Below are 21626 nucleotides of genomic sequence, written 5' to 3' on the forward strand. Positions count from 1 at the left end.
GCGGGTGAACAGCTTCTCCAAGCGGACGCGCCCGGTGGATGTCGCAGCCCCCGTCGGTCGGTTGGGGAGCTGTTCAGCGGACGAGAAGGGCGACCGGTAGGCGGGTGAACAGCTTCTCCAAGCGGACGCGCCCGGTGAAGGTGTGCCCCGTCAGCCGGTCGGTCCAGGTGCCCGCGGGCAGGTCCAGGGCCGCGTCGCCCCAGCCGTTCTCGGCCAGCCGGACGCTGTGCCGGGTGGCGGCGGCGATCAGCTGTGGCGGCTCGTCGGCGCGGCCGCGGGCGAACGCCACCAGATGCCCGGCGGTGTCGCCCGCGGCGAACAGCGGTGTGTACGTCCCACCGACGAAGCAGTCGGGCCGCTCGCGGCGCAGCCACAGCGCGTATGCCACGATCCACATCTTCACCGCCCCGGAGACGTCGGGTTCCGGTGTGCCGGTGAGCGTTTGCAGCATCGACAGGCGATGCCCGAAGTCGACCGGACGGCGATTGTCCGGATCGACGAGCGAATCCTCCCACAGCTCGCAGCCCTGATAGATATCGGGAATTCCGGGACCACACAGCTGTAACAGCTTCTGCGACAGCGCATCCGACCAGGCATGCGGGGCCAGCTTGCTCACCAGCGCGGACAGCTCCGCGCCGACCGGCCCGTCGATCACGGTGTCGATCCAGTTGTGCAGCGCCATTTCGAAATCGAGATCGGGCTCCTCCCAGGAGGACTTGGTACCGGCCTCGCGAACCGCCTTCTCGGCGAACAGGTGTAGCCGTTCCCGCAGGCCGGGCACCGCCGCGGCCGATCGCCCCTCCGCGGGCCACACCCCGAACATGTTCTGCAGCAGGAACAGTGCGGTCGCGCCGTCCGGCGGTGGTGCGATCGCGCTCCAGGCGATCACCGCCTTGGACCAGCGGTCCGCGGCCTGCGACAGCACCCCGATCCGGGCGCGCACGTCCTCGCCGCGCTTGGTGTCGTGGGTGGACAGTGTCGTCATGCCCGCGGGCCACCGCTGCGCCCGTTCGGCATTGGCGAGATGGAACTCGAGCACCGACCGCCCGAACCGGGCCGGATTGCCGCCCACCTCCTGCAGCGACACCAGCCGCGCGCCCTGGTAGTACATGGTGTCCTCGACCGCCTTGGCGGTCACCGCCCCGCCCACCTGATGCAGCCGCATCGCCGCCTCGCCGTTGACCGCGAGCGCGGTGGCCAGCACCGAGAGCGGTGCGTACAGCTCGCTGTTGCGCTTGCACACCTTCGTCACCACGGTGGTGACCGTGCCGGCCAGCGGCGAGTAGTCGGTGCGATACACCGGCATGAACGCCAGCACCTCGATGGTGGCGTTGGTCAGCGCCATGGTGTCGAAGGATTCGGCGTTGGCGTCGCGTTTGATCGCGGCCACCAGGCGGCGGACCTCGGGCGTCAGCATGGTCTCCGCCACCGCGCGCTTGATGCGGTGCTCGTTGTTGCCGATCCACGCGCCGTTGCTGCCGTGTCCGCAGAACCGGCGGGACAGCTCGGTGAGCACCTTCTCCCCGGACGGGTCGATCAGCACCCCGCCCAGATCCGCCAGCGCGTCGTACCCGGTCGTGCCGTCGATCGGCAGATTCGCGTCCAGCGGTTCGCGATTGGACAGCACCTTCTCCACCAGCAGCAGCCGGCGCGGTCCGATCAGCCGCCGCAGCCGCGTCAGGTAGGCCGCGGGATGGGCAAGCCCGTCCGGGTGGTCCACGCGCACGCCGTCGATCAGGTCGTGTTCGCACCAGGCGGCCAGCTCGCGATGGGTGATCTCGAAGACCTTGGGATCCTCCTGGCGGATCGCCGCCAGGCCGGATACCGCGAAGAACCGCCGGTAGGTGCAGATTCCGGCCTTCCAGCTGACCAACCGGTAATGCTGTTTGTCGTGGATCCGCAGCGGGTTCTCACCGTCGGTTCCGGGCGCGATCGGGAAGCGCAGATCATGCAGCGCCAGCATCGGTTCCGGGCCGCTACGGTCGACCGTCAGCGCGGCGGGATCGTTCTCGTTCTGCAGCACCGGCAGCGCCAGCCGCCCACCCGCTCCGTTGCCCGGGCTCCAATCGATGTCGAAGAAGCTCGCATACTGCGAGTTGCGGCCGTGCCGCAGCACATCCCACCACCACGGGTTCTGCCTCGGATCGCCCACTCCCACATGGTTGGGCACCAGATCGACGATCAAACCCATACCGCGGCTGCGCAATTCATCGGAGAGGGCCTTGAGGCCCGCGGGCCCGCCCAGGGCCGGGGACACCGCGGTCGGATCGGTGACGTCGTAGCCGTGCGTGGATCCGCGCACCGCGGTCATGATCGGTGACAAATACACGTGCGAGATGCCCAGCTGCTGCAAATATTCCGCGATCGCGCGGGCATCGGCAAAGGTCAGTGCGTCGGGGCGCAGCTGTAACCGGTAGGTGCTGCGGACGGCGGTCTGCCGGACCACCGGCATCGTGAGCGATTCTGGTGTAGCGAATTCTGTCATCTCGGTCTTGATCTCATCATGGCGTGCGTGTGGCTCTACATCGGCGCCCACGCGGCCCCCTCGGCGTGGGCGCCCCCGGCGCCCGGCGCGGGCGTGCCCGGCCCGGGCGCCGGGTCGGTCCGGCGCAGGACCAGTAGGCAACGCGCGGGCACCGGCACCACGGCGGTACTGCCGTAGTGTGCTCGGGCCCGCCCGGTGGGAGCCGAACAGTCCAGCGCCACAGACCATCCGACGCCGAAGTCCGGTCCGGGCAGGGTGAAGTCGATGGGGCCGTCGTGGGCATTGAAACACAACAGGAACGAATCGTCCCAGATCCGCTCGCCGTGGGGTCCGGGCTCATTGATTCGCGCGCCGTTGAGGAAGACCTCGAGCGAGCGGCCGAATCCCGAATCCCAGTCCGCGGCGGTCATTTCCGCGCCGCCGGGGGTGAGCCAGGTGATATCGGGCGCCGCGTCCCGCCCGCCGCGGTCCGGATCGGAGGAGGGGCGGCCGTCGAAGAAGCGGCGGCGACGGAACACCGGATGCGCGGAGCGCAGCGCGAACGCCGCGCGGGTGAATTGCAACAGATCCGAATTCTTCTGCGCCAGTGACCAATCCACCCAGGACAGCGGGGAGTCCTGGCAGTAGGCGTTGTTGTTGCCCTGCTGGGTGCGGCCCATCTCGTCGCCGTGTAGCAGCATGGGGGTGCCCTGTGACAGGGCCAGGGTGGCGATCAGGTTGCGGGACTGGCGTTCGCGCAGCATCAGCACCTGCGGGTCGTCGGTGGGGCCCTCCACCCCGCAGTTCCAGGATCGGTTGTAGCTCTCGCCGTCGTGATTCTCCTCGCCGTTCGCCTCGTTGTGTTTCTCGCTGTAGGACACCAGATCCCGCAGGGTGAAACCGTCGTGGGCGGTGACGAAGTTGATGCTGGCGCCGGGGCGGCGGCCGGTGGCCTCGTACAGATCCGAGGAACCGGTGAGCCGGGAGGCGAACTCGCCCAGCGTCGCCGGCTCACCGCGCCAGTAATCGCGCACGGTGTCGCGGTATTTGCCGTTCCACTCCGTCCACAGGCTCGGGAAGTTGCCAACCTGATAGCCGCCCTCGCCGACGTCCCACGGTTCGGCGATGAGCTTGACCTGGCTCACCACCGGATCCTGCTGCACCAGATCGAAGAACGTGGACAGGCGGTCCACGTCGTGCAGTTCCCGCGCCAGCGTGGCGGCCAGGTCGAAGCGGAAGCCGTCGACGTGCATGTCCAGGATCCAGTAGCGCAGCGAGTCCATGATCAGCTGCAGGGTGTGCGGGTGTCGCACGTTGAGACTGTTGCCGGTGCCGGTGTAGTCGACGTACCGCTGCGGATCATCCTGTGCCAGACGGTAGTACGCCGCGTTGTCGATGCCGCGGAACGCGAGCGTGGGGCCCAGGTGGTTGCCCTCGCCGGTGTGGTTGTACACCACGTCGAGGATCACCTCGATGCCCTCGGCGTGCAGGGCACGCACCATCGCCTTGAATTCGGTGACCGCGGCCCCGGCGCGTGGATCGGCGGCGTATTCACAGTGTGGCGCGAGATATCCGAAGCTGTTGTAGCCCCAATAGTTTCGCAGCCCCTTGTCCAGGAGCATGCGATCGTGCAGGAACTGGTGCACCGGCATCAGCTCGATCGCGGTGACGCCCAGGCTCTTCAGATGATCGATCACGGCCGGATGGGCGATTCCGGCGTATGTGCCGCGTAATTCGCGGGGCACCCGAGGATGGGTCATCGTCATGCCCTTCACGTGGGCCTCGTAGATGACCGTCTCGTGGTAGGGCCGCCGCGGCGGACGGTCGTCGGCCCAGTCGAAGAACGGGTTGATCACCACGCCGGTCATGGTGTGCCCCAGCGAATCCCGGCCGTAGGTGTAGAGCGAGGGATCGTTGTCGAAGCGGCCCGCGAACGCCTTGCCGTACGGGTCCAGCAGCAGTTTGCTCGGATCACAGCGCAACCCGCGCTCGGGATCGTACGGGCCGTGCACGCGGAATCCGTAGCGCCGGCCCGGCGCGACGGCGGGCACGTAGGCGTGCCACACGTATCCGTCGACCTCTTCCAGCGGGATGCGGGCCTGGGTGCCGTCGCGGGCGATCAGGCAAAGCTCCACCCGCTCGGCAACCTCGGAGAAAACTGAGAAGTTGGTCCCGGCGCCGTCGTAGGTGGCGCCCAGCGGGTACGCGGCGCCCGGCCAGACGCCGAGCGGCGCTACGTCACCGAGGGCGTCGGGTGCAACCATGCCCCCGACAGTAATGGGCGTTGCGGACCCGCCGGTGCGGGTGGTGCGGGAGTTGCGGCGCGGCACACATCCGCCGCGGCATCGGCGCCGGACGCGTTGTGCTCGCCTCGTCGCGACCGGGCCGGGTGCGCTTTGTTGCCGATCGGTGATCGACCTGCGCAAATGGCTGGAAAACGGCCCGGGTGAACGGCGCGTTCTATGGTGAGACGGTGAGTGGTACGTCCGTGAATCAGGATCGTCGCGTCGCCCGGGACCGCCGCCGGGAGGAGTTGCGGGAATTCCTGCGTAGTCGCCGCGAACGGCTGACACCCGCTGCGGTCGGACTTCCCGATGCCGGGCGGCGTCGCACGCCGGGACTGCGGCGCGAGGAGGTCGCCGTGCTCGCCGGGGTGGGCGTCTCCTGGTACACGTGGCTCGAGCAGGGGCGCGATATCAAGGTCTCCGACGACGTGCTGGACGCCGTCGCGCGGGCGCTGTCCCTCGACGACATCGAGCGCGCGCACCTGTACCGGCTCGCGGGCCTGAATCCGCCGCAGCGGTCCGCCGCACCCTCGGTGTCGGCGTCGCCGCAGATGCAGCGGCTGCTGGACACCTGGGCGCCGCGACCGGGCTACATCCGCGACCGGCACTGGAACTTCACGGCCGTCAACGACGCCGCCCGCGCGGCATTCGGCTACGGCGACACCGACCACAACTGCCTGGTCTCATACTTCACCAATGTGCGGTTCCGGGTGATGCACCAGCACTGGGACGAGGCCGCCCCCGACGTCGCCGCCGGATTCCGCGCCGACGCCGCCCGTTACCCCGCCGACCCCGAATTCGACCGCATCGCGGGCGATCTGACCCAGGTCAGCCCCGAATTCGCGGAGCTGTGGGCGCGGCACGACGCGGCCGAGCATACGACGGCGATCAAGGCCGTCGACCATCCGGAGGTCGGGGTGATGGTGTTCGAGGCGTCGCTGTTCCCGGTGCCCGAGCTGCCCGGTCACCATCTCATCCTGCACAACCCGGTGGGCGCCGAGACGAGCGAGCGGCTGGAGCGGCTGGAGCGGTTGCTGCGGGCATAGCCTGGTGTTGTCACACCCCCCATAAGCCGACACTGCCTACCTCGTCGCGGGGGCCGCAGGATCGTTGTCATGAGCAACAACCAGCAGATGACGGCGATCACCATCCCCGAGTTCGGCCCCGCCGAGGTGCTCCGGGCAGCATCGGTGACCATCCCCGAGCCGGGGCCCGGTCAGGTCTCCATCGACGTGGCCTACGCCGGTGCGAACTTCGCCGAGATCCTCTACCGGCAGGGCGTTGTCGATGTGCCGCTGCCGTTCGTGCCAGGCATCGAGGTCTCCGGCCACGTCCGGGCGGTCGGTCCGGATGTGGAGGGCCTGTCCGTGGGGCAGGCGGTGGCGGCGCTGACCATCGTCGACAGCGGCGGCTATGCCGAGGTGGTGGTCACCGCCGCCGACCTGGTCGTGCCGGTGGACGAGCGGTCCCTGCCCCTGGCCACCGCCGCGGCGCTGCCCTCCAACAGCACGACCGCGTTCCTGGTGCTCGACCGCGTCGCCCGCATCGAACCCGGCGAGAGCGTACTGGTACACGCGGCCGCCGGCGGTGTCGGCAGTCAGCTCGGCCAGGCCGCCCGGCTGCTGGGCGCGGGCCGGGTGGTCGGCACGGTGGGCAGTGTGGGGAAGATCCAGGCCGCCAAGGCATTCGGCTACGACGAGGTGATCCTGCGCGACGACGTCGCCGATGCGGGGTTGTTCGACATCGTGGTCGACATGGTGGGCGGCCCCACCCGGCGCGCCAGCGTGGACCGGCTCGCGCCGATGGGACGAATGGTGGTGATGGGCAACGCCTCCGGTGCCGAGGATGTCGGATTGTCGTCCAACGAGCTGTGGTTCACCAACAAGACGGTCTCCGGATTCAATCTGGCCGCCTTCTCCGCGGCCTACCCCGCCGACGCGGGGGCCGCGCTGCGCCGGGCGATCGCCGCGGCCGCCGACGGGAAGCTGCGGATCGGGGTCGAGACCCTGCCCCTGCGGGATGCGATCGAAGCGCACCGCCGCATCGAGTCCGGTTCCACCACCGGAAAACTGGTGCTCGAGGTCGTCCCGTCCTGACCGGCTCAGTGCAGGGGGCGACGCCAGGTCTGCCCGGTCAGGTCTTTGCCGAAGCTGTGGTGCGGCGCGGACGCCACGAGCTCGAATCCGGCGCGCTGGTAGATGTGGCGGGCGGAGGTCAGCACGTCGTTGGTCCACAGCACCATCTCGCGATAGTCGGCCGCGGCGGCGAATCCGAGGCAGTGCTCGACCAGCGCCGAGCCGACGCCCCGCCCGCGTGCGGACGGCTCCACCAGCAGCAGCCGCAGGCGGGCGGTGGCCTCGTCCTCCCGCATGCGGAACACCGCGCCGAGCCGTTCGCCGCCGGATTCGGGTCGACCCGAATCCCGGGTGGAGGTCGCCATCACCACAATCGATGGTTACCGCTGGTAGCATCGGCGGCATGGTCAGTAAGAAGTATTCGATCAGCCTACCCGAGGATCTCGCCGAGCAGGCCCGCGAGCGAGCCCGCGACGGGCTGTCCGCCTACATCGCCGAAGCCCTGGAGCATCGGGTGGCGATGGACAAGTTGCGCGAGCTGATCGACGACTACCACCGCGATCACGAGGCGTTCACTGCGGAAGAACTCGCCGCCGCGCGCGAAGAGCTCGGATTCGAGCGCCATCACCGAAGCACGCAGGCCGGTGCCGCCTGAGGATGGATCTACTTCTACTCGACTCCGAAGGGCTGTCCCAGCTCTACCGTAAGCAGGGGCGCACCCCGCTGTTCGTCGAGGCAGCCGAGACGGCAGGGGTGCGGGTTGCGACCACTGCGATGACCGTGATCGAAGCCGACGGCGCGAAGGTGCATCAGGTGCGAATCAGCTGGGTGCTGAGCCACATCGATGTCCATCCAATCACGCGCGAAATCGCCATGACCGCAAGCACTTTGCTGCGCAGCCACAATATGAGCGGGCACAAGTATGCGATAGACGCCACCGTGGCTGCCGCCGCCATGGATGCCGTTACTCGTGGACTGGTCACCGTGCTTACGTCCGACCCGGACGACCTGACCCGACTCTGCGAAGGCTCGACAGTCAGGATCGTGAAGATCTAGATCGCGGCTCGCGGCGGTTTTCGGCTCGCGGGGTGGTGTCGATGCGGTGTGGCGGCGATTCGGCGGGATGGTAACTTGAACGGTGTTCAAGGACGCTTTCGTGAAGGAATCCCGTGGCCCTGACCCCCGACGAAATCACCGCGCTCGACGCCGCCCACGTGTGGCACCCCTACGGCGGCTTTCCGGCGACGACCGAACCGCTGGTCGTCGCCTCGGCCGCCGGTGTGCGGCTCAGCCTGGCCGACGGCCGTGAGCTTATCGACGGAATGAGCTCGTGGTGGGCCGCCATCCACGGCTACCGGCATCCGGTGCTGGACGCGGCGCTGGTCGAGCAGGCGCGGCGGATGAGCCACGTCATGTTCGGCGGCCTGACCCACGAGCCCGCGGTGCGGCTGTCCGAGTTGCTGGTCGAGCACACCCCGGCGGGGCTGGACAAGGTGTTCCTGTGCGATTCGGGGTCGGTGTCGGTGGAGGTTGCGGCCAAGATGTGCCTGCAGTACTGGCGGGCGCTGGGCAAACCAGGAAAGCGGCGCATGTTCACCTGGCGCGGCGGGTATCACGGCGACACCTTCACCCCGATGAGCGTCTGCGATCCCGACGGCGGCATGCACTCGCTGTGGACCGATGTGCTCGCCGAGCAGGTCTTCGCCCCCGTGCCGCCGAAAGACTATGAGCCCGGCTATGTTTCGGAGCTCGAGCGACTGCTGACGGCGCACGCCGACGAGACGGCGGCAGTGATCGTCGAACCGATCGTGCAGGGCGCGGGCGGGATGCGTTTCCATCATCCCCGCTACCTGACCGACCTGCGCCGCCTCTGCGACGAGCACGGCGTGCTGCTGGTCTTCGACGAGATCGCCACCGGATTCGGCCGCACCGGAACGCTTTTCGCTGCCGACCGGGTCGGAGTGCGCCCCGATGTGATGTGCGTCGGAAAGGCGCTCACCGGCGGCTACCTGAGCCTGGCTGCGGCCCTGTGTACCTCGGCCATCGCCGAGACGATCAGCGCTGGGCACGGCGGGCTCATGCACGGCCCGACCTTCATGGGCAATCCGCTCGCCTGCGCGCTCGCGGTCGCCTCGATCGAACTGCTGCTCTCGCGCGACTGGCGCGCCGAGGTTTCCGCCATCGAATCCGGCCTGCGTGCCGGATTGGCGGCCGCGCAGGAGGTTCCGGGCGTGGTGGACGTGCGCGTGCTCGGCGCGATCGGCGTCGTCGAACTGGAGCACCCGGTGGATATGCGCAAGGCCACCCATGCCGCCGTCGATTCCGGCGTGTGGCTCCGGCCCTTCCGCAACCTGATCTACACGATGCCGCCGTTCATCAGCGGCGCGGACGACATCGCACGGATCTGCGCGGGAGTGGTTGCGGCGGCCTCGGTCTGAGACCAACCACGGGCGGGGCCCCATTCTTCTTCAATCCGGATTTCCGCCGTTATCGGAAATTTATTTTCGTGTGATATGATGGAAGAAATCCAGAAATCCTCTGTCTATTATCGGTGTTCGCTCGTACTCGACGAATATTCCGATGACGGAGAGAATTTCGATGGACGGTATGGAACCCAGCCGCACGGCACTCATGGCGGCCGCCGCGCGCGCGGCGCATCTCCTGGTCGACCGTCCGCCCCACCTCTTCGAGGACACCGTCGCGGCCGCGCTGCTCGGCGATCGTTCCGACGAGCTCATCGCCTACCACCGCTTACACGGCGATCACATCGTGCTGGCGGGTACCCGCGCCCAGGTGACGGCGCGTGCCCGCTACACCGAAACCCGGCTCGCTGCATCGGGTTCCGATCAATATGTGGTGCTCGGAGCGGGACTCGACACCTTCGCCTATCGTGCGTCCCTGGCGCGCGCCGTGTCGGTCTTCGAGGTGGATCACCCCGGGACCCAGCAGTGGAAAAAGCGGGCCCTCTCGGACGCGGGCATCGAGCCGCTGGGGCGAATATCCTTCGTGCCCGCCGACTTCGAACACGACGACCTCGGGAAACGGTTGGCGGACCACGGATTCGACTCCGCGCGTCCGGCCCTGGTGAGTTGGCTGGGTGTCGCCATGTACCTCACCCGCGCCGCGATCGAAACCACGGTCGCAAAACTGGGAAGGCTCGCACCCGGCAGCGAGCTGATCATGGAATACGCCCTGCCGCCCCACATGCGCGACGAAACCGGTTCCGCCTATGCCGAATTTGCTCTTCCCGCCGCGGCCGACCATGGCGAGCCATGGCGCAGCTGCTACACCCCGGACGAACTGACCGATCTACTCCGTGCGGCCGGATTCACCGCGGTGCACCATATTTCGCAACGCGCGGCGGTACCGGAACGCCTGTGGCAACGGGCGGATGTCCTGAAACCTGCCGACCTGTGCCGCCTCGCCGTTGCGCGTATCTGATCGAGCCGAGATCAGCGGCGCCCCGCCGACTTGCCGATCGCGTATCCGACGAAGAGCCCGATGAACAACCCGATCAGAAATACAACGAGCAGAAAGATCAGCACCCCGTTCCGGATCTTCCGCAGAATTCCCGACCCCTGATAGTGCTGCGCGGCATCGACGGACTGGACGAGCAGGGCGTGCATCACACTCATGGCCCGGGATGCTGCCAGATCCGCGTGACGGCGTCGACTCGAGAGCGAACCGTCCGACCGCCGCCGAATGTCTCGAGGTCGATCACTCGGGCAGCGCTCGTGCGCCGGCGCCCGACGAGTGCTCTACGTCTGGCGAAAACGATGCGGGGCTTGATCCTGAACGGTGTTCAAGTATGCTCACACGCTGTGAGCGAGCGAACCATGAGTGCGGAGTGCGGCGGCGACCCGCTGCGCTGGCTGGATGAGCGGGCCACGGCGCGGGTGGGCGCGGGACTGCGGCGGAAGCTGCGGGCGCGGGTGCCGGAGCAGGGGCTGATCGATCTGGCCTCCAACGACTATCTGGGGCTGTCGCGGCATCCGGAGGTGATCGCGGGGGCCGTCGAGGCGGTGCGCACCTGGGGTGCGGGGTCGACCGGGTCGCGGCTGGTGACCGGGACGACGACCGCGCATGAGGAGTTCGAGGCGGAGCTGGCCGAATTCGTGGGCGCGGAGGCGGGGCTGGTGTTCGCCTCCGGATACGCCGCCAACCTCGGCGTGGTGACCGCCCTGGCCGGACGCGGGTCGCTGGTGGTCTCCGATGCGGGCAGCCATGCCTCGCTGGTCGATGCCTGCCGGCTGTCGCGGGCCCGCGTCGAGGTCGCGCCGCACAACGATGTCGAGGCGGTGGATCGGCTGCTGGCCGTCCGCACCGAGGAACGCGCGCTGGTGCTCACCGATTCGGTGTTCAGCGCCGATGGCGATCTCGCGCCGCTGGCCGAGCTGCACCGGGTGGTGCGGGCCAACGGCGCGGTGCTGATCGTCGACGAGGCCCACGGCATCGGCGTGCGCGGCGCGGGCGGCCGGGGGCTCGTGCACGAGCTCGGCCTGGCCGGGCAGCCCGACCTGATCATCACCGCGACGCTGTCCAAAGCTCTTGCCGCCCAGGGCGGTGCGGTGCTGGCCGACGAGCGGGTGCGCGCGCATCTGATCGATGCGGCGCGCACCTTCATCTTCGACACCGGGCTCGCCCCGGCCGCCGTCGGGGCCGCGCGCGCCGCGCTGGGACTGCTGCGCCGCGACCCGGACATGGGTGCGCGCGTGCTGTCCCGTGCGGCGCAGATCGCCCGCATCGCCGGTGTGCCGCAGCCGGATTCGGCGGTGGTCTCGGTGGTGCTGGGCCGGGCGCAGGTTGCCTACGATGCCTCTCAGGCGTGCCGCGCTCGCGGCCTGCACGTCGGCTGCTTCCGCCCGCCATCCGTCCCGGAGGGCACCTCGCGGCTGCGCCTGACCGCCCGCGCCGATCTCACCGACGACGAGATCGCCACCATCGGAACGGTGCTGGGCGAGGTGCTGGAGCAGGCACGGGCCCTGGAACCCGACCCGTCCGGGCTCGCGCCGCTGCCCGCGTGACCGTCGCCGATATGGCTGTGACAGTGAGGTTTTCATGAGTGTTCTGATCGTGACCGGTACGTCCACCGACGTCGGCAAGACCGTCGCGACCGCGGCGCTGGCGGCCGCCGCGCGCGCGGCGGGTCGCTCGGTGGCGGTGTGCAAACCGGCACAGACCGGGGTCGCCCCGGGCGAGCCCGGCGATCTGGCGGAGATCACCCGGCTCGGGGGCGTGACCCGGACGCTCGAATTGGCCCGCTACCCCGACCCCCTGGCCCCCGACACGGCCGCGCGCCGTTGCGGGCAGCCGCTGCTGACGCTGGCCGAGACGGCCGCCGGCATCGAATCGCTGGCCGATGCCGACCTCACCCTGGTGGAGGGCGCGGGCGGGCTGCTGGTCCGGCTCGGCGATTTCACCGTTCTCGACCTGGCGCAGAAGCTCAACGCGCCTGTGCTGGTGGTGGCCGCCGCGGGCCTGGGCACCCTCAACCACAGCGAGCTCACCACCCGCGCCCTGTCCGCCGCCGGCGTGCCCTGCGCGGGGCTGGTGATCGGATCCTGGCCCGCGGCGCCGGATCTGGCCGCGCGATGCAATCTCGGCGACCTCGCCGCGGTCACCGGCGTCGACGTCGTCGGCAGCATCCCCGCGGGTTCGGGCGCCCTGCCCACCGACCGGTTCGCCGCCGCGGCACCCGGCTGGTTCGAATCATCCTGGGCTGCACGGTACCTCGGCTGATCCGATGAGTTTTACAGTGGAGTCGGTCGTGCCGTTCATCGGGGAAGTGCGCAGCGAAGAACTCGAAGAGCTCACCGTCACACACTGATTCGCGCGGGGATTACCGTCCGTTCAGCGGACCCTGCTGCCCAGCAGGTGTCGCACGCCGCCGAGGAACAGCTGCAGGCCGAAGTCGAAACGCTCCGTCGCGCTGCGGGTGTCGCCCGTTTCGAGGGACTCGTACAGCGGGGAGTCCTGCTCGGCCAGCGCTCCGGCCGAATCCATCTGCATGCGGGACTGCTCGTCGACCGTCGCGCCGAGCACGTAGTACAGCAGCGTGTAGGCGGCCTGATCGGCCTCCTCGCGGGTCATGCCGCCGCGAATCAGCGCGCCCGCCAGGCGTTCCCGGCCCTTGCTCGTGGTCAGGCGCGAGGCGTAGGTGGCCGAGACGACCTCGGCGCCGTCGCGGTACGCCAGCAGGCAGGAGCGCAGCCGGTGCGCCAGCTCGCCGATCTGCCCGGACCACTCGTCCGCATCGACGGGATCCTCCATCGGCCCCAGGATGCGGTCCGCGACCGCGCCGAGCAGGGCCTGCTTGTTCGGGAAGTGCCAGTAGAGCGCCCCCGGCTGGACGTGCAGCGAGGTGGCCAGGCGGCGCATCGTCAGATCGGCCAGGCCGTACTGATCGAGAATGGCGACGGCGCCGTCGATCACGTCGGTGCGATGCAGCTGCACGGGCTGGTCACCTCTCTGCCTTTGACTCCGGACCCACACTACCCTAGCCTGAACGCCGTTCAAGAACATCGTTCAAGTTGGGGCCGGCCGGCCCGACGAAGGGAATCGTGCAGTGACCCAGGCACCCGTCAGGACCGACACCGACATTCTGGCGATCGCCCGCGAGCAGGTGCTCGAGCGCGGCGTCGGGCTCACGCAGGAACAGACCGTCGAGGTGCTGCGGCTGGACGACAACCGGCTCGAGGAGCTGCTGTCCCTCGCGCACGACGTGCGGATGAAGTGGTGCGGCCCCGAGGTCGAGGTCGAGGGCATCATCTCGCTCAAGACCGGCGGCTGCCCCGAGGACTGCCACTTCTGTTCGCAGTCCGGGCTTTTCCAGTCCCCGGTGCGCGCGGCCTGGCTCGATATTCCCTCCCTCGTGGAGGCCGCTAAGCAGACCGCCAAGACCGGGGCCACCGAATTCTGCATCGTGGCGGCCGTGCGCGGGCCCGACGAGCGGCTCATGGCGCAGGTTGCCGCGGGTGTGGAGGCCATTCGCAACGAGGTCGACATCCAGGTCGCCTGCTCGCTGGGCATGCTGACCCAGGAGCAGGTGGACCAGCTCGCCGCGATGGGCGTGCACCGCTACAACCACAATCTGGAAACCGCGAAATCGCACTTCCCGAACGTGGTGACCACGCACACCTGGGACGAGCGCTGGGGCACCCTGCGCATGGTGCGCGAGGCCGGGATGGAGGTCTGCTGCGGCGGCATCCTCGGCATGGGGGAGACCATCGAGCAGCGTGCCGAATTCGCCGCGCAGCTGGCCGAATTGGAGCCCGACGAGGTGCCGCTGAACTTCCTCAACCCGCGCCCGGGCACCCCGTTCGGCGACCTCGAGGTACTGCCCGCGGCCGAGGCACTCAAGGCCGTTGCCGCGTTCCGGCTCGCGCTGCCGCGCACCATCCTGCGCTTCGCCGGCGGCCGCGAGATCACCCTCGGCGACCTCGGCGCCAAGCAGGGCATTCTCGGCGGCATCAACGCCGTCATCGTCGGTAACTACCTGACCACCCTGGGCCGTCCGGCCGAGGCCGACCTGGATCTGCTCGGCGAGCTGAAGATGCCGATCAAGGCGCTCAACGAAACCCTCTAGCCCGGCGCGTGGGCGGGGAGCCGCCGGTACGCTGCAGGTATTGTCGAGCAGCCCGGCAGCTGCACATCGATGACGAGCGCAACGATTCATGGAGGGGTCCGACGAGGTGGAAGTGCGGGAGATGCAAGAGCGCTACAACCCGTTCACGGGCAAGCGAATCGTCGCGGGTATCGACGATCCGGTCCCGGCGGCCGCGGCGCTGGGCCTCGAGCCCCCGCGGTTCTGTGAGCACTGCGGGCGTCGCATGATCGTGCAGGTGAGTCCCGAGGGCTGGTGGGCGAAATGCTCCCGGCACGGGGTCCTGGATTCGAAGACGCTGGATCATCGTTGATGGCCCACCAGGGTGTCGCCAGCGCCGAGACATCGGGCGCGCGGCGGCGCGAGCTGCTGGCCGTGCTGTGGGTGCTGCTGGGCGTGCTGGTGGTGAGCGCGCTGGGCGGGGCCGTGTGGGCGCTGCTGGCCCCGACCGAGCGGGTGCTGGTCGTCGATCCCGGGCGGGGCGCGGCGCTGACGGGGGAGAGCGTGCACCGGTTCGACGCGGTGGCGATCTTCATCTGTGTCGCGATGGTCACCGGTCTGCTGACCGCCGCGGCGGCGTGGCGCGTGCGCCGGGCCCGCGGCCCGATCCTGCAGTGCGCCCTGCTGATCGGCTCGCTGGCCGGCGCCGAGCTGATGTCGTGGCTGGGCGAGCTGGTGGCGGGCCGGCTGCATCCGCACGCGTCGAATCCACCGCTGCACAGCATCGTCGGGCTGCCGCCGACGATTCCCGGCTGGCGCACGCTGGTCGACCACTGGATGCACTCGTCGCAGTCGGCGGGCGTCTGGACCGTGGTGCTGGTGCAGCCGCTGTTCGCCGCGCTGGTGATCCTCGTACTTGCCGCCATCAGCGCCCACGGGGACCTGGGTGCCACCCCACGCGCGGCCGAATCCCCGGACGGCGCAGGGCCGTACGCCTCCGAGGTCAGCTACGGCCCCTACGGAACTCCCGTATCCAGCGTCGGAGCGTCGTTCGGCAACACCGGACGGTTCGAGGGCGTCGAGTCCCATTGATGCGCGAGGACCGGGCCGGTCCTCGATGGTTGCGGCAGTTCGTTACTCGTTGCCGCCGGTTGTGCCTCGACCCGGATTCGACGGCGTGTGGGTGCCGGATCCGGTGGTGTGGAAGTGATTTCGCGCGAGTGTGGCGTGCCGATCGTCGGCGTACCGACCGACACGACCGCCGATAATTGGGTGGCAGGTGAGGGCGACGAGGGTTACCGTCGACGGCGATCGGTCGCCCGTACACCGGCGAGCCACACGAGAGGAGGTCGGCGATGAACAGCACAACGCCCCCCGCGCACGCCTCGGCGGAGTCGGCGGATTGCGCGTCCGCGCAGCCCGCCGAACGCGCCGGCCTCACGGCCTGGCGCAACCGGCACGAGTTGCGGAGATCCAGTGCGGCCCAGCCCATTGCGAGTAAGCGGGCATATCGGCGCGGCATCAAACACCGCAAGCGGGACGAGGACTGATTCGAAAGAGTCGTGACGCTCGACGAGGTGTCGGGTGGGAGGGCGCCGCGCGGTTGGTATAGAACAGGCTGATGACCCCCGACCAGCTCGAGCGTGCCCGCACCCTGCTCCGCGACACCCCCGTGGTCGACGGGCACAACGACCTGCCGTGGGCGATGCGCACGCACGGCCGTTACGACATGGACGCCCTCGACCTGGCCGCGGATCAGAGCGCGAGCCTGCACACCGATCTCGATCGGCTCCGCGCGGGCGGGGTCGGCGCCCAGTTCTGGTCGGTGTACGTGCGCTCCGACCTGGCCGGGGACCATGCCGTGAGCGCGACCCTCGAGCAGATCGATTTCGTCCGGGCATTCACCGAGCGGTTCCCCGACCGGCTGTATCCGGCATTCACCGCCGATGACATGGAATCGGCTCGGGCGCAGGGCCGTATCGCCTCGCTGATGGGCGCCGAGGGCGGTCACAGCATCGACTGCTCGCTGGCCACGCTGCGCGCGCTGTACCGGCTGGGCGTGCGCTATATGACCCTCACCCACAACGACAATGTGCCGTGGGCGGATTCGGCCACCGACGAACCGAAGGCGCACGGGCTCACCCGATTCGGCCGGGAGGTGGTCCGTGAGATGAACCGCCTGGGCATGCTGGTCGACCTGTCGCACGTCTCCCCGGACACGATGCGGGCCGCCCTGGCGACATCCCGTGCGCCGGTGATCTTTTCGCATTCCTCCGCGCGGGCGATCTGCGATCATCCGCGCAATGTCCCCGACGACGTGCTGGCGCTGCTGCCCGGCAACGGCGGCATCGCGATGGCGACGTTCGTCCCGAAATTCGTGCTGCCCGCCGCCGTCGAATGGACCGCCGCGGCCGATGCCAACATGACCGCGCACGGTTTCCATCCGCTGGACACCTCTCCGGCGGGTATGGAGTGTCAGCGCGCGTTCGAGGCCGCGCATCCGCGCCCGGTGCCGACCGTGGCGACCATCGCCGACCACCTCGACCATATGCGGGAGGTGGCGGGCATCGATCACGTCGGCCTGGGTGGCGACTTCGACGGCACCGCCTTCGTCACCGCGGGCCTGGACGACGTCGCGGGATACCCGAATCTCGTCACGGAACTGCTCGAACGCCGATGGTCGGCCCGGGACATCGGAAAGCTGCTGTGGCACAACGCCGTCCGGGTGCTGCGCGACGCCGAGGGGGCCGCCCGCGAGCTACAGCGCACCCGTACGCCCTCGATCGCCACCATCGAGGAGCTCGACGGCAACGGCTGAGTCCGGGTAGGTGCTCAGCCGTCCTTGTGCGCGGTCTCGTACTGCGCCTCGATGACCTTGGCGTGCCGGCGTTCTCGCAGCTTCCAGACGATCACGCCCAGTACGACGATCACCACCACCGTGATGGTCATGCCGCGCCCGACGTTCGCGGCCAGCTTTTCCGCGGAGTGCCCGGCCACGAATCCGAGCACCACGAAGGTGGTGCCCCAGATGATGCCGCCGGTGGCGTTGAAGGTCAGGAAGCGCCCGTACGGCATCCGGGAGGTGCCGACCAGCGCGGGCATCACCGCGCGGAAGAAGGCGGTGAAGCGGCCGAGGAACACCGCCGAGCCACCGCGGCGAGACAGGAAGTCCTGCGCCCGATCCAGCCGTCCCCGGTATCGATCCAGCGCGGACATGCCGAGCAGGCGGTGGCCGAAATGCTTGCCGACCTCGTACCCCACGCTGTCGCCGATGATCGCGGCGAGCACCACCAGCAGGATCATCGCCCACAGCTTCACATGGCCCTGGCTGGCCGCGATCCCGCCGATCACCGCGGCGGTCTCGCCCGGGATGACGAAGCCGACGAAGATCGCATCCTCGGCGAACACCAACAGGCCGACGGTCAAATAGACCCAGACCGGCGCGATGTCGAGGATCCGCTGCATCAGCGAGTTCATGCTGTCACGCTACCTGGTGCCGGGGGGTGGGCCCACGTGTGTGGCCACCGCGACACCCGTGCGCGCGAGCCGCCGGCGCACGGGCCGGCCCTCAGCTCGGCGGCCGCAGCGCCGCGAACTCGTCCGTGACGCGGATCCTGTCGTCACTGAATCGGTACAGCGCCGCCGGGCGGCCGCCCGCTCGCCCCGACGCCGCGGTCTCCCCGGTGGGCGTGATCACCTTGCGGCGGCTCAGAACTCGCTGCAGATTGGTGGTGTCGACCTCGTATCCGAGTGCCGCGCAGTAGATTTCGCGCAGGATCGCCATGCTGAACCGGTGCGGGGCCAGGGCGAAGGCGATATTCGTGTAGGAGAGCTTGGCGGCGAGCCGGGCGCGGGCGTGCCGGGCGACGGTGCCGTGGTCGAAGGACATGTCCGGCAGCGCCGAGACCGGATACCAGCGGGTGTCGTCGGGTAGCTTCGGGTCCGCGGTGAGGGGCACCAGGCCCAGATAGGCCGACGCGATGCGCCGCGGCGGCGGCACCCGGTGCGGATCGCTGAACACCCAGACCTGCTCGAGGTGCAGCAGCTCGCGCACATCGACCTTCTCGGCGAGTTGCCGTCGTGCCGACACGTCGAGGTCCTCGTCGTCGCGCAGCCGCCCGCCGGGTAGCGACCAGGTGCCGGTCTGCGGTTCCATCGCCCGCTGCCACAGCAGCACGGCCAGTTCGGTCCGCCAGCCCGGCGCACAGCGCGGGGTATCGGGATCGATCGGTTCGCTGTCGCGCTGACCTGCGTCGATGGTGTCGCGGAAGCGACGAACCTGGAACACGGCGGTGAGCGATTCGTGAATGGTGCTACTATGGGGCACGTTTTCGATTATAAGTCGAAAACCGGGTGTATGCGAAATCGGCGAGGGTGCCGATCGCATGAGAGAAGGAGCCAGCCATGGCGACTGCGACGTTTGCCGGGCGCGTTACGGACGGGCCGACGGGGTTCACGGGTGTCGAGGCCACCCCGGAGTGGGCCGAGGAGATCAAGCGGCTGGCGCGCGAGCGCAATGCGACCATCCTGGCGCACAACTATCAGCTGCCCGAGATTCAGGACGTGGCCGACCATGTCGGGGATTCGCTGGCGCTGTCGCGGATCGCCGCGGAGGCGCCCGAGGACACGATCGTGTTCTGCGGCGTGCACTTCATGGCCGAGACCGCGAAGATCCTCAGCCCGGACAAAACCGTGTTGATCCCGGACCAGCGCGCGGGCTGCTCGCTGGCCGATTCGATCTCCGCCGACGAGCTGCGCGCCTGGAAGGCCGAGCACCCCGGGGCGCTGGTGGTCTCGTACGTGAATACCACGGCCGCGGTCAAGGCGCTCACCGACATCTGCTGCACCTCGTCCAACGCCGTGGACGTGGTGGCCTCGATCGATCCGGACCGGGAGGTGCTGTTCCTGCCGGATCAGTTCCTCGGCGCCCACGTCAAGCGGGTGACCGGCCGCGAGAACATGCACATCTGGGCGGGCGAATGCCACGTGCACGCGGGCATCAACGGTGACGAGCTGACCGCGCAGGCCCGCACCCACCCCGACGCGGAACTGTTTGTCCACCCCGAATGCGGTTGCGCCACTTCGGCGCTGTACCTGGCGGGCGAGGGCGCGTTCCCTGCCGACCGGGTGCACATCCTGTCCACCGGCGGCATGATCGATGCGGCCAAGGTCGCGAAGTCGAACCAGGTCCTGGTGGCCACCGAGATCGGCATGCTGCACCAGCTGCGCAAGGCCGCCCCCGGCATCGACTTCCAGGCCGTCAACGACCGCGCGTCCTGCAAGTACATGAAGATGATCACCCCGGCCGCGCTGCTGCGCTGCCTGGTGGAGAATCGCGACGAGGTCCACGTCGACCCGGAAACCGCCGCGGCGGGCCGGGATTCGGTGCTGCGCATGATCGCCATCGGCAACCCCGGCGGCGGGGAATAGTCATGGCCGGCGGAAATCGGGTGGGGGACAGCTGCGATCCGGCGATTCGGTGGGAGGCCACGGCGGATCTCGTGGTGATCGGCGGCGGGGTGGCCGGGCTGACCGCCGCCCGCACCGCCTCGCTGCGGGGCCTGCGGGTGCTGACGCTGAGCAAGGGCGGGCCGAACGACACCTCCACGCAGTACGCGCAGGGCGGGATCGCCGTCGTCGCGCCGCACGGTGATTCGGTGGAGTCGCATGTGCACGACACCGTCGTCGCGGGCGTGGGACTGTGCGATCCAGGCGCGGTGCGCTCGATCGTGGAGGGCGGGCGCGAGGCCGTCGCGGCGCTGACGGCTCTGGGCGCGGTCTTCGATCTGGGCCGGGACGGGCAGATCTCCCGCACCCGGGAGGGCGGGCACAGCACCCGCCGCATCATTCATGCCGGCGGGGACGCCACCGGCGCGGAGGTGCAGCGCGCGCTCAACGCGGCCGGAATGCCGGTACTGTTCGGCGCGGCCGCGGTGCGCGTCGTGACCGGCCCCGGCGGAGTGCAGGGCGTGGTCGCGGTGTCGGACAGGGGTTTCGGCGTCGTGCACGCGCCCGCGGTGCTGCTGGCGACCGGGGGTCTCGGGCAGCTGTACGCCCGCGGCACGAACCCGCCGGGCGCCACCGCCGATGGGATCGCGCTGGCGCTGCGTGCCGGGGCGGCCGTGGCGGACCTGGAATTCGTGCAGTTCCATCCGACCGTGCTGTTCAGCCGGGGCGGGCGCGGGCGACGGCCGCTGATCAGCGAGGCGGTGCGGGGCGAGGGCGCGATACTCGTGGATGCGCGGGGCAATTCGGTGACCGCGGGGGTGCATCCGCGCGGCGATCTGGCGCCCCGCGACGTGGTGTCCCGGGCCATCGCGGCCCGGATGCACGAGCTCGGGGACGACCACGTGTATCTCGACGGTCGCGCGATCGAGGGCTTCGCACAGCGGTTTCCGACCGTCACGGCCTCGTGCCTGGCGGCGGGCATCGATCCCCGAACCGACCTGATCCCGGTCGCGCCCGCGGCGCACTACCAGTGCGGCGGCATTGTCACCGACCCCCACGGCCGCACCGCGGTGCCCGGTCTCTACGCGGCCGGCGAGGTCGCCCGGACGGGTCTGCACGGCGCGAACCGGCTCGCCTCCAATAGCCTGCTCGAAGGCCTGGTGGTGGGCGAGCGAGCCGGCGCGGCGGCGGCCGAGCGGCGCGGCGAATCGGATCCCGTCACCGAGATCGGCGAGCTGACCTTCCCGCGTGCGGATCGAGAGTCGTTGCAGGCATTGATGACCGATCACGCCGGCGTCGTCCGCGACGGCGACGGCCTGCGGGCGGGCCTGCTGCGGTTGATGCGCCTGATCAAGGATCGCGAGGGTGCCCGGGCGGAGCGTCACGGCGGGCCCGCGGGCGCGGCTCCGGACGGGTTCGGAAACGTTCCCGACGCGCCGGATCCGGCCTCGGTCTCGGCGGGCGGGTACTCGGAATTCGCTCCGGTGGGCGATGATTCGCGCGCCGGCGCGACGTTGCCGGGCGGACTGTCCACGGCTGTCGCCGGTCTCGAGGACGCCGCCCTGACACTCACCGCCCGCGCGCTGCTCGTGGCGGCGACCGCCCGCACCGAGAGCCGCGGCTGCCACACCCGGTCCGATCATCCCGACGCCCGTGACGACCTGCGTCGCAGCCTGCCGGTCCGGCTCGGCGCCGACGGCCGGCCGCAGCTGGTCGCCGACGGCGCCGCCCTGCCCGGCGACTGGGCCCCGCTGACGGTGCCCAGGGCGTCGTAAAGCGATGCCGGGCACGAGATTCGGCGGGCAGACCGC

The 21626-nt window shown here is 69.6% G+C and carries 21 protein-coding genes and 1 pseudogene; 15 read left to right on the forward strand and 7 right to left on the reverse strand.

The annotated features are described in order from the left end of the window. Positions 1-73: 73 nt before the first annotated feature. Positions 74-2485 (reverse strand): malto-oligosyltrehalose synthase, encoded by a 2412-nt coding sequence (gene treY, locus KO481_RS21650; RefSeq protein ID WP_245401288.1) that lies wholly within the window; start codon positions 2483-2485, stop codon positions 74-76. A gap of 113 nt (positions 2486-2598) precedes the next feature. Further along, positions 2599-4728: pseudogene (glgX, locus tag KO481_RS21655) on the reverse strand (glycogen debranching protein GlgX); the annotation flags it as partial. A gap of 209 nt (positions 4729-4937) precedes the next feature. Between glgX and KO481_RS21660 the strand changes: the two are divergent. Both KO481_RS21660 and KO481_RS21665 read left to right on the forward strand, forming a co-directional pair. Beyond that, positions 4938-5795, forward strand: coding sequence for a helix-turn-helix transcriptional regulator (locus KO481_RS21660; RefSeq protein WP_308166728.1), 858 nt, complete (start codon positions 4938-4940; stop codon positions 5793-5795). A gap of 69 nt (positions 5796-5864) precedes the next feature. Beyond that, entirely contained in the window at positions 5865-6845 is a 981-nt protein-coding gene (locus KO481_RS21665) for a quinone oxidoreductase family protein (RefSeq protein ID WP_215919160.1), read from the forward strand. Positions 6846-6850: 5 nt separating this feature from the next. Here the strand turns inward: KO481_RS21665 and KO481_RS21670 are convergent, their stop codons facing one another. Continuing rightward, positions 6851-7189 carry a GNAT family N-acetyltransferase gene (locus tag KO481_RS21670; protein WP_215919162.1) on the reverse strand — a complete coding sequence of 113 codons (339 nt, stop codon included), beginning with the start codon at positions 7187-7189 and terminating at the stop codon, positions 6851-6853. 38 nt (positions 7190-7227) lie between these two features. Here KO481_RS21670 and KO481_RS21675 point away from each other — a divergent pair, with 38 nt between their 5' ends. From KO481_RS21675 to KO481_RS21690, 4 genes are all read left to right on the forward strand, one after another. Beyond that, on the forward strand, positions 7228-7479 hold the full coding sequence (locus KO481_RS21675) for a hypothetical protein (protein WP_215919164.1): 252 nt from the start codon (positions 7228-7230) through the stop codon (positions 7477-7479). A gap of 2 nt (positions 7480-7481) precedes the next feature. Further along, positions 7482-7880 carry a DNA-binding protein gene (locus KO481_RS21680; RefSeq protein ID WP_215919166.1) on the forward strand — a complete coding sequence of 133 codons (399 nt, stop codon included), beginning with the start codon at positions 7482-7484 and terminating at the stop codon, positions 7878-7880. Positions 7881-7993: 113 nt separating this feature from the next. After that, complete coding sequence (locus KO481_RS21685; RefSeq protein WP_215919168.1) at positions 7994-9262, forward strand: adenosylmethionine--8-amino-7-oxononanoate transaminase; 1269 nt, start codon at positions 7994-7996, stop codon at positions 9260-9262. A gap of 142 nt (positions 9263-9404) precedes the next feature. Then, complete coding sequence (locus KO481_RS21690; protein WP_215919170.1) at positions 9405-10265, forward strand: class I SAM-dependent methyltransferase; 861 nt, start codon at positions 9405-9407, stop codon at positions 10263-10265. 11 nt (positions 10266-10276) lie between these two features. Here the strand turns inward: KO481_RS21690 and KO481_RS21695 are convergent, their stop codons facing one another. Continuing rightward, complete coding sequence (locus KO481_RS21695) at positions 10277-10459, reverse strand: hypothetical protein (protein WP_215919172.1); 183 nt, start codon at positions 10457-10459, stop codon at positions 10277-10279. A gap of 201 nt (positions 10460-10660) precedes the next feature. Here KO481_RS21695 and KO481_RS21700 point away from each other — a divergent pair, with 201 nt between their 5' ends. Both KO481_RS21700 and bioD read left to right on the forward strand, forming a co-directional pair. Next, positions 10661-11848 carry an 8-amino-7-oxononanoate synthase gene (locus tag KO481_RS21700; protein WP_215919640.1) on the forward strand — a complete coding sequence of 396 codons (1188 nt, stop codon included), beginning with the start codon at positions 10661-10663 and terminating at the stop codon, positions 11846-11848. 34 nt (positions 11849-11882) lie between these two features. Then, entirely contained in the window at positions 11883-12563 is a 681-nt protein-coding gene (bioD, locus tag KO481_RS21705) for a dethiobiotin synthase (RefSeq protein WP_215919174.1), read from the forward strand. Between the two features lie 111 nt (positions 12564-12674). On the opposite strand, the gene KO481_RS21710 is transcribed toward bioD, so the two are convergent. Next, positions 12675-13277, reverse strand: coding sequence for a TetR/AcrR family transcriptional regulator C-terminal domain-containing protein (locus KO481_RS21710; RefSeq protein ID WP_215919176.1), 603 nt, complete (start codon positions 13275-13277; stop codon positions 12675-12677). 112 nt (positions 13278-13389) lie between these two features. Between KO481_RS21710 and bioB the strand changes: the two genes are divergently transcribed. The 5 genes from bioB to KO481_RS21735 all read left to right on the forward strand — a co-directional run bounded on the left by bioB (position 13390) and on the right by KO481_RS21735 (position 17185). Next, positions 13390-14409 carry a biotin synthase BioB gene (gene bioB, locus KO481_RS21715; protein WP_215919178.1) on the forward strand — a complete coding sequence of 340 codons (1020 nt, stop codon included), beginning with the start codon at positions 13390-13392 and terminating at the stop codon, positions 14407-14409. A gap of 121 nt (positions 14410-14530) precedes the next feature. Then, a complete protein-coding gene (gene bsaP / locus KO481_RS21720; RefSeq protein ID WP_215919641.1) occupies positions 14531-14740 on the forward strand; it encodes a biotin synthase auxiliary protein BsaP in 210 nt (69 codons plus the stop codon). Next, a complete protein-coding gene (locus KO481_RS21725) occupies positions 14740-15459 on the forward strand; it encodes a DUF2567 domain-containing protein (RefSeq protein ID WP_215919179.1) in 720 nt (239 codons plus the stop codon). Before bsaP ends, KO481_RS21725 begins: the two co-directional genes overlap by 1 nt. 263 nt (positions 15460-15722) lie before the next feature. Beyond that, complete coding sequence (locus KO481_RS21730) at positions 15723-15917, forward strand: hypothetical protein (protein WP_215919180.1); 195 nt, start codon at positions 15723-15725, stop codon at positions 15915-15917. A 71-nt stretch (positions 15918-15988) separates the two neighbouring features. Then, positions 15989-17185, forward strand: a complete 1197-nt coding sequence (locus KO481_RS21735) for a dipeptidase (RefSeq protein ID WP_215919181.1) — start codon at positions 15989-15991, stop codon at positions 17183-17185. A 14-nt stretch (positions 17186-17199) separates the two neighbouring features. On the opposite strand, the gene KO481_RS21740 is transcribed toward KO481_RS21735, so the two are convergent. Together KO481_RS21740 and KO481_RS21745 are read right to left on the reverse strand one after the other, a co-directional pair. Beyond that, on the reverse strand, positions 17200-17844 hold the full coding sequence (locus KO481_RS21740) for a DedA family protein (protein ID WP_215919182.1): 645 nt from the start codon (positions 17842-17844) through the stop codon (positions 17200-17202). A gap of 91 nt (positions 17845-17935) precedes the next feature. Beyond that, complete coding sequence (locus KO481_RS21745; protein ID WP_308166729.1) at positions 17936-18694, reverse strand: NUDIX hydrolase; 759 nt, start codon at positions 18692-18694, stop codon at positions 17936-17938. Positions 18695-18771: 77 nt separating this feature from the next. Between KO481_RS21745 and nadA the strand changes: the two genes are divergently transcribed. Both nadA and KO481_RS21755 read left to right on the forward strand, forming a co-directional pair. Continuing rightward, positions 18772-19797 carry a quinolinate synthase NadA gene (nadA, locus tag KO481_RS21750; protein WP_215919184.1) on the forward strand — a complete coding sequence of 342 codons (1026 nt, stop codon included), beginning with the start codon at positions 18772-18774 and terminating at the stop codon, positions 19795-19797. Between the two features lie 2 nt (positions 19798-19799). Then, the gene (locus KO481_RS21755; protein WP_215919185.1) at positions 19800-21590 is read left to right on the forward strand and encodes an L-aspartate oxidase; all 1791 of its coding nucleotides are present in this window, start codon (positions 19800-19802) and stop codon (positions 21588-21590) included. Positions 21591-21626 lie beyond the last annotated feature (36 nt).

Source organism: Nocardia albiluteola (genome assembly GCF_018860155.1).
In the GTDB taxonomy this organism is placed as follows: Bacteria; Actinomycetota; Actinomycetes; order Mycobacteriales; family Mycobacteriaceae; genus Nocardia; species Nocardia albiluteola.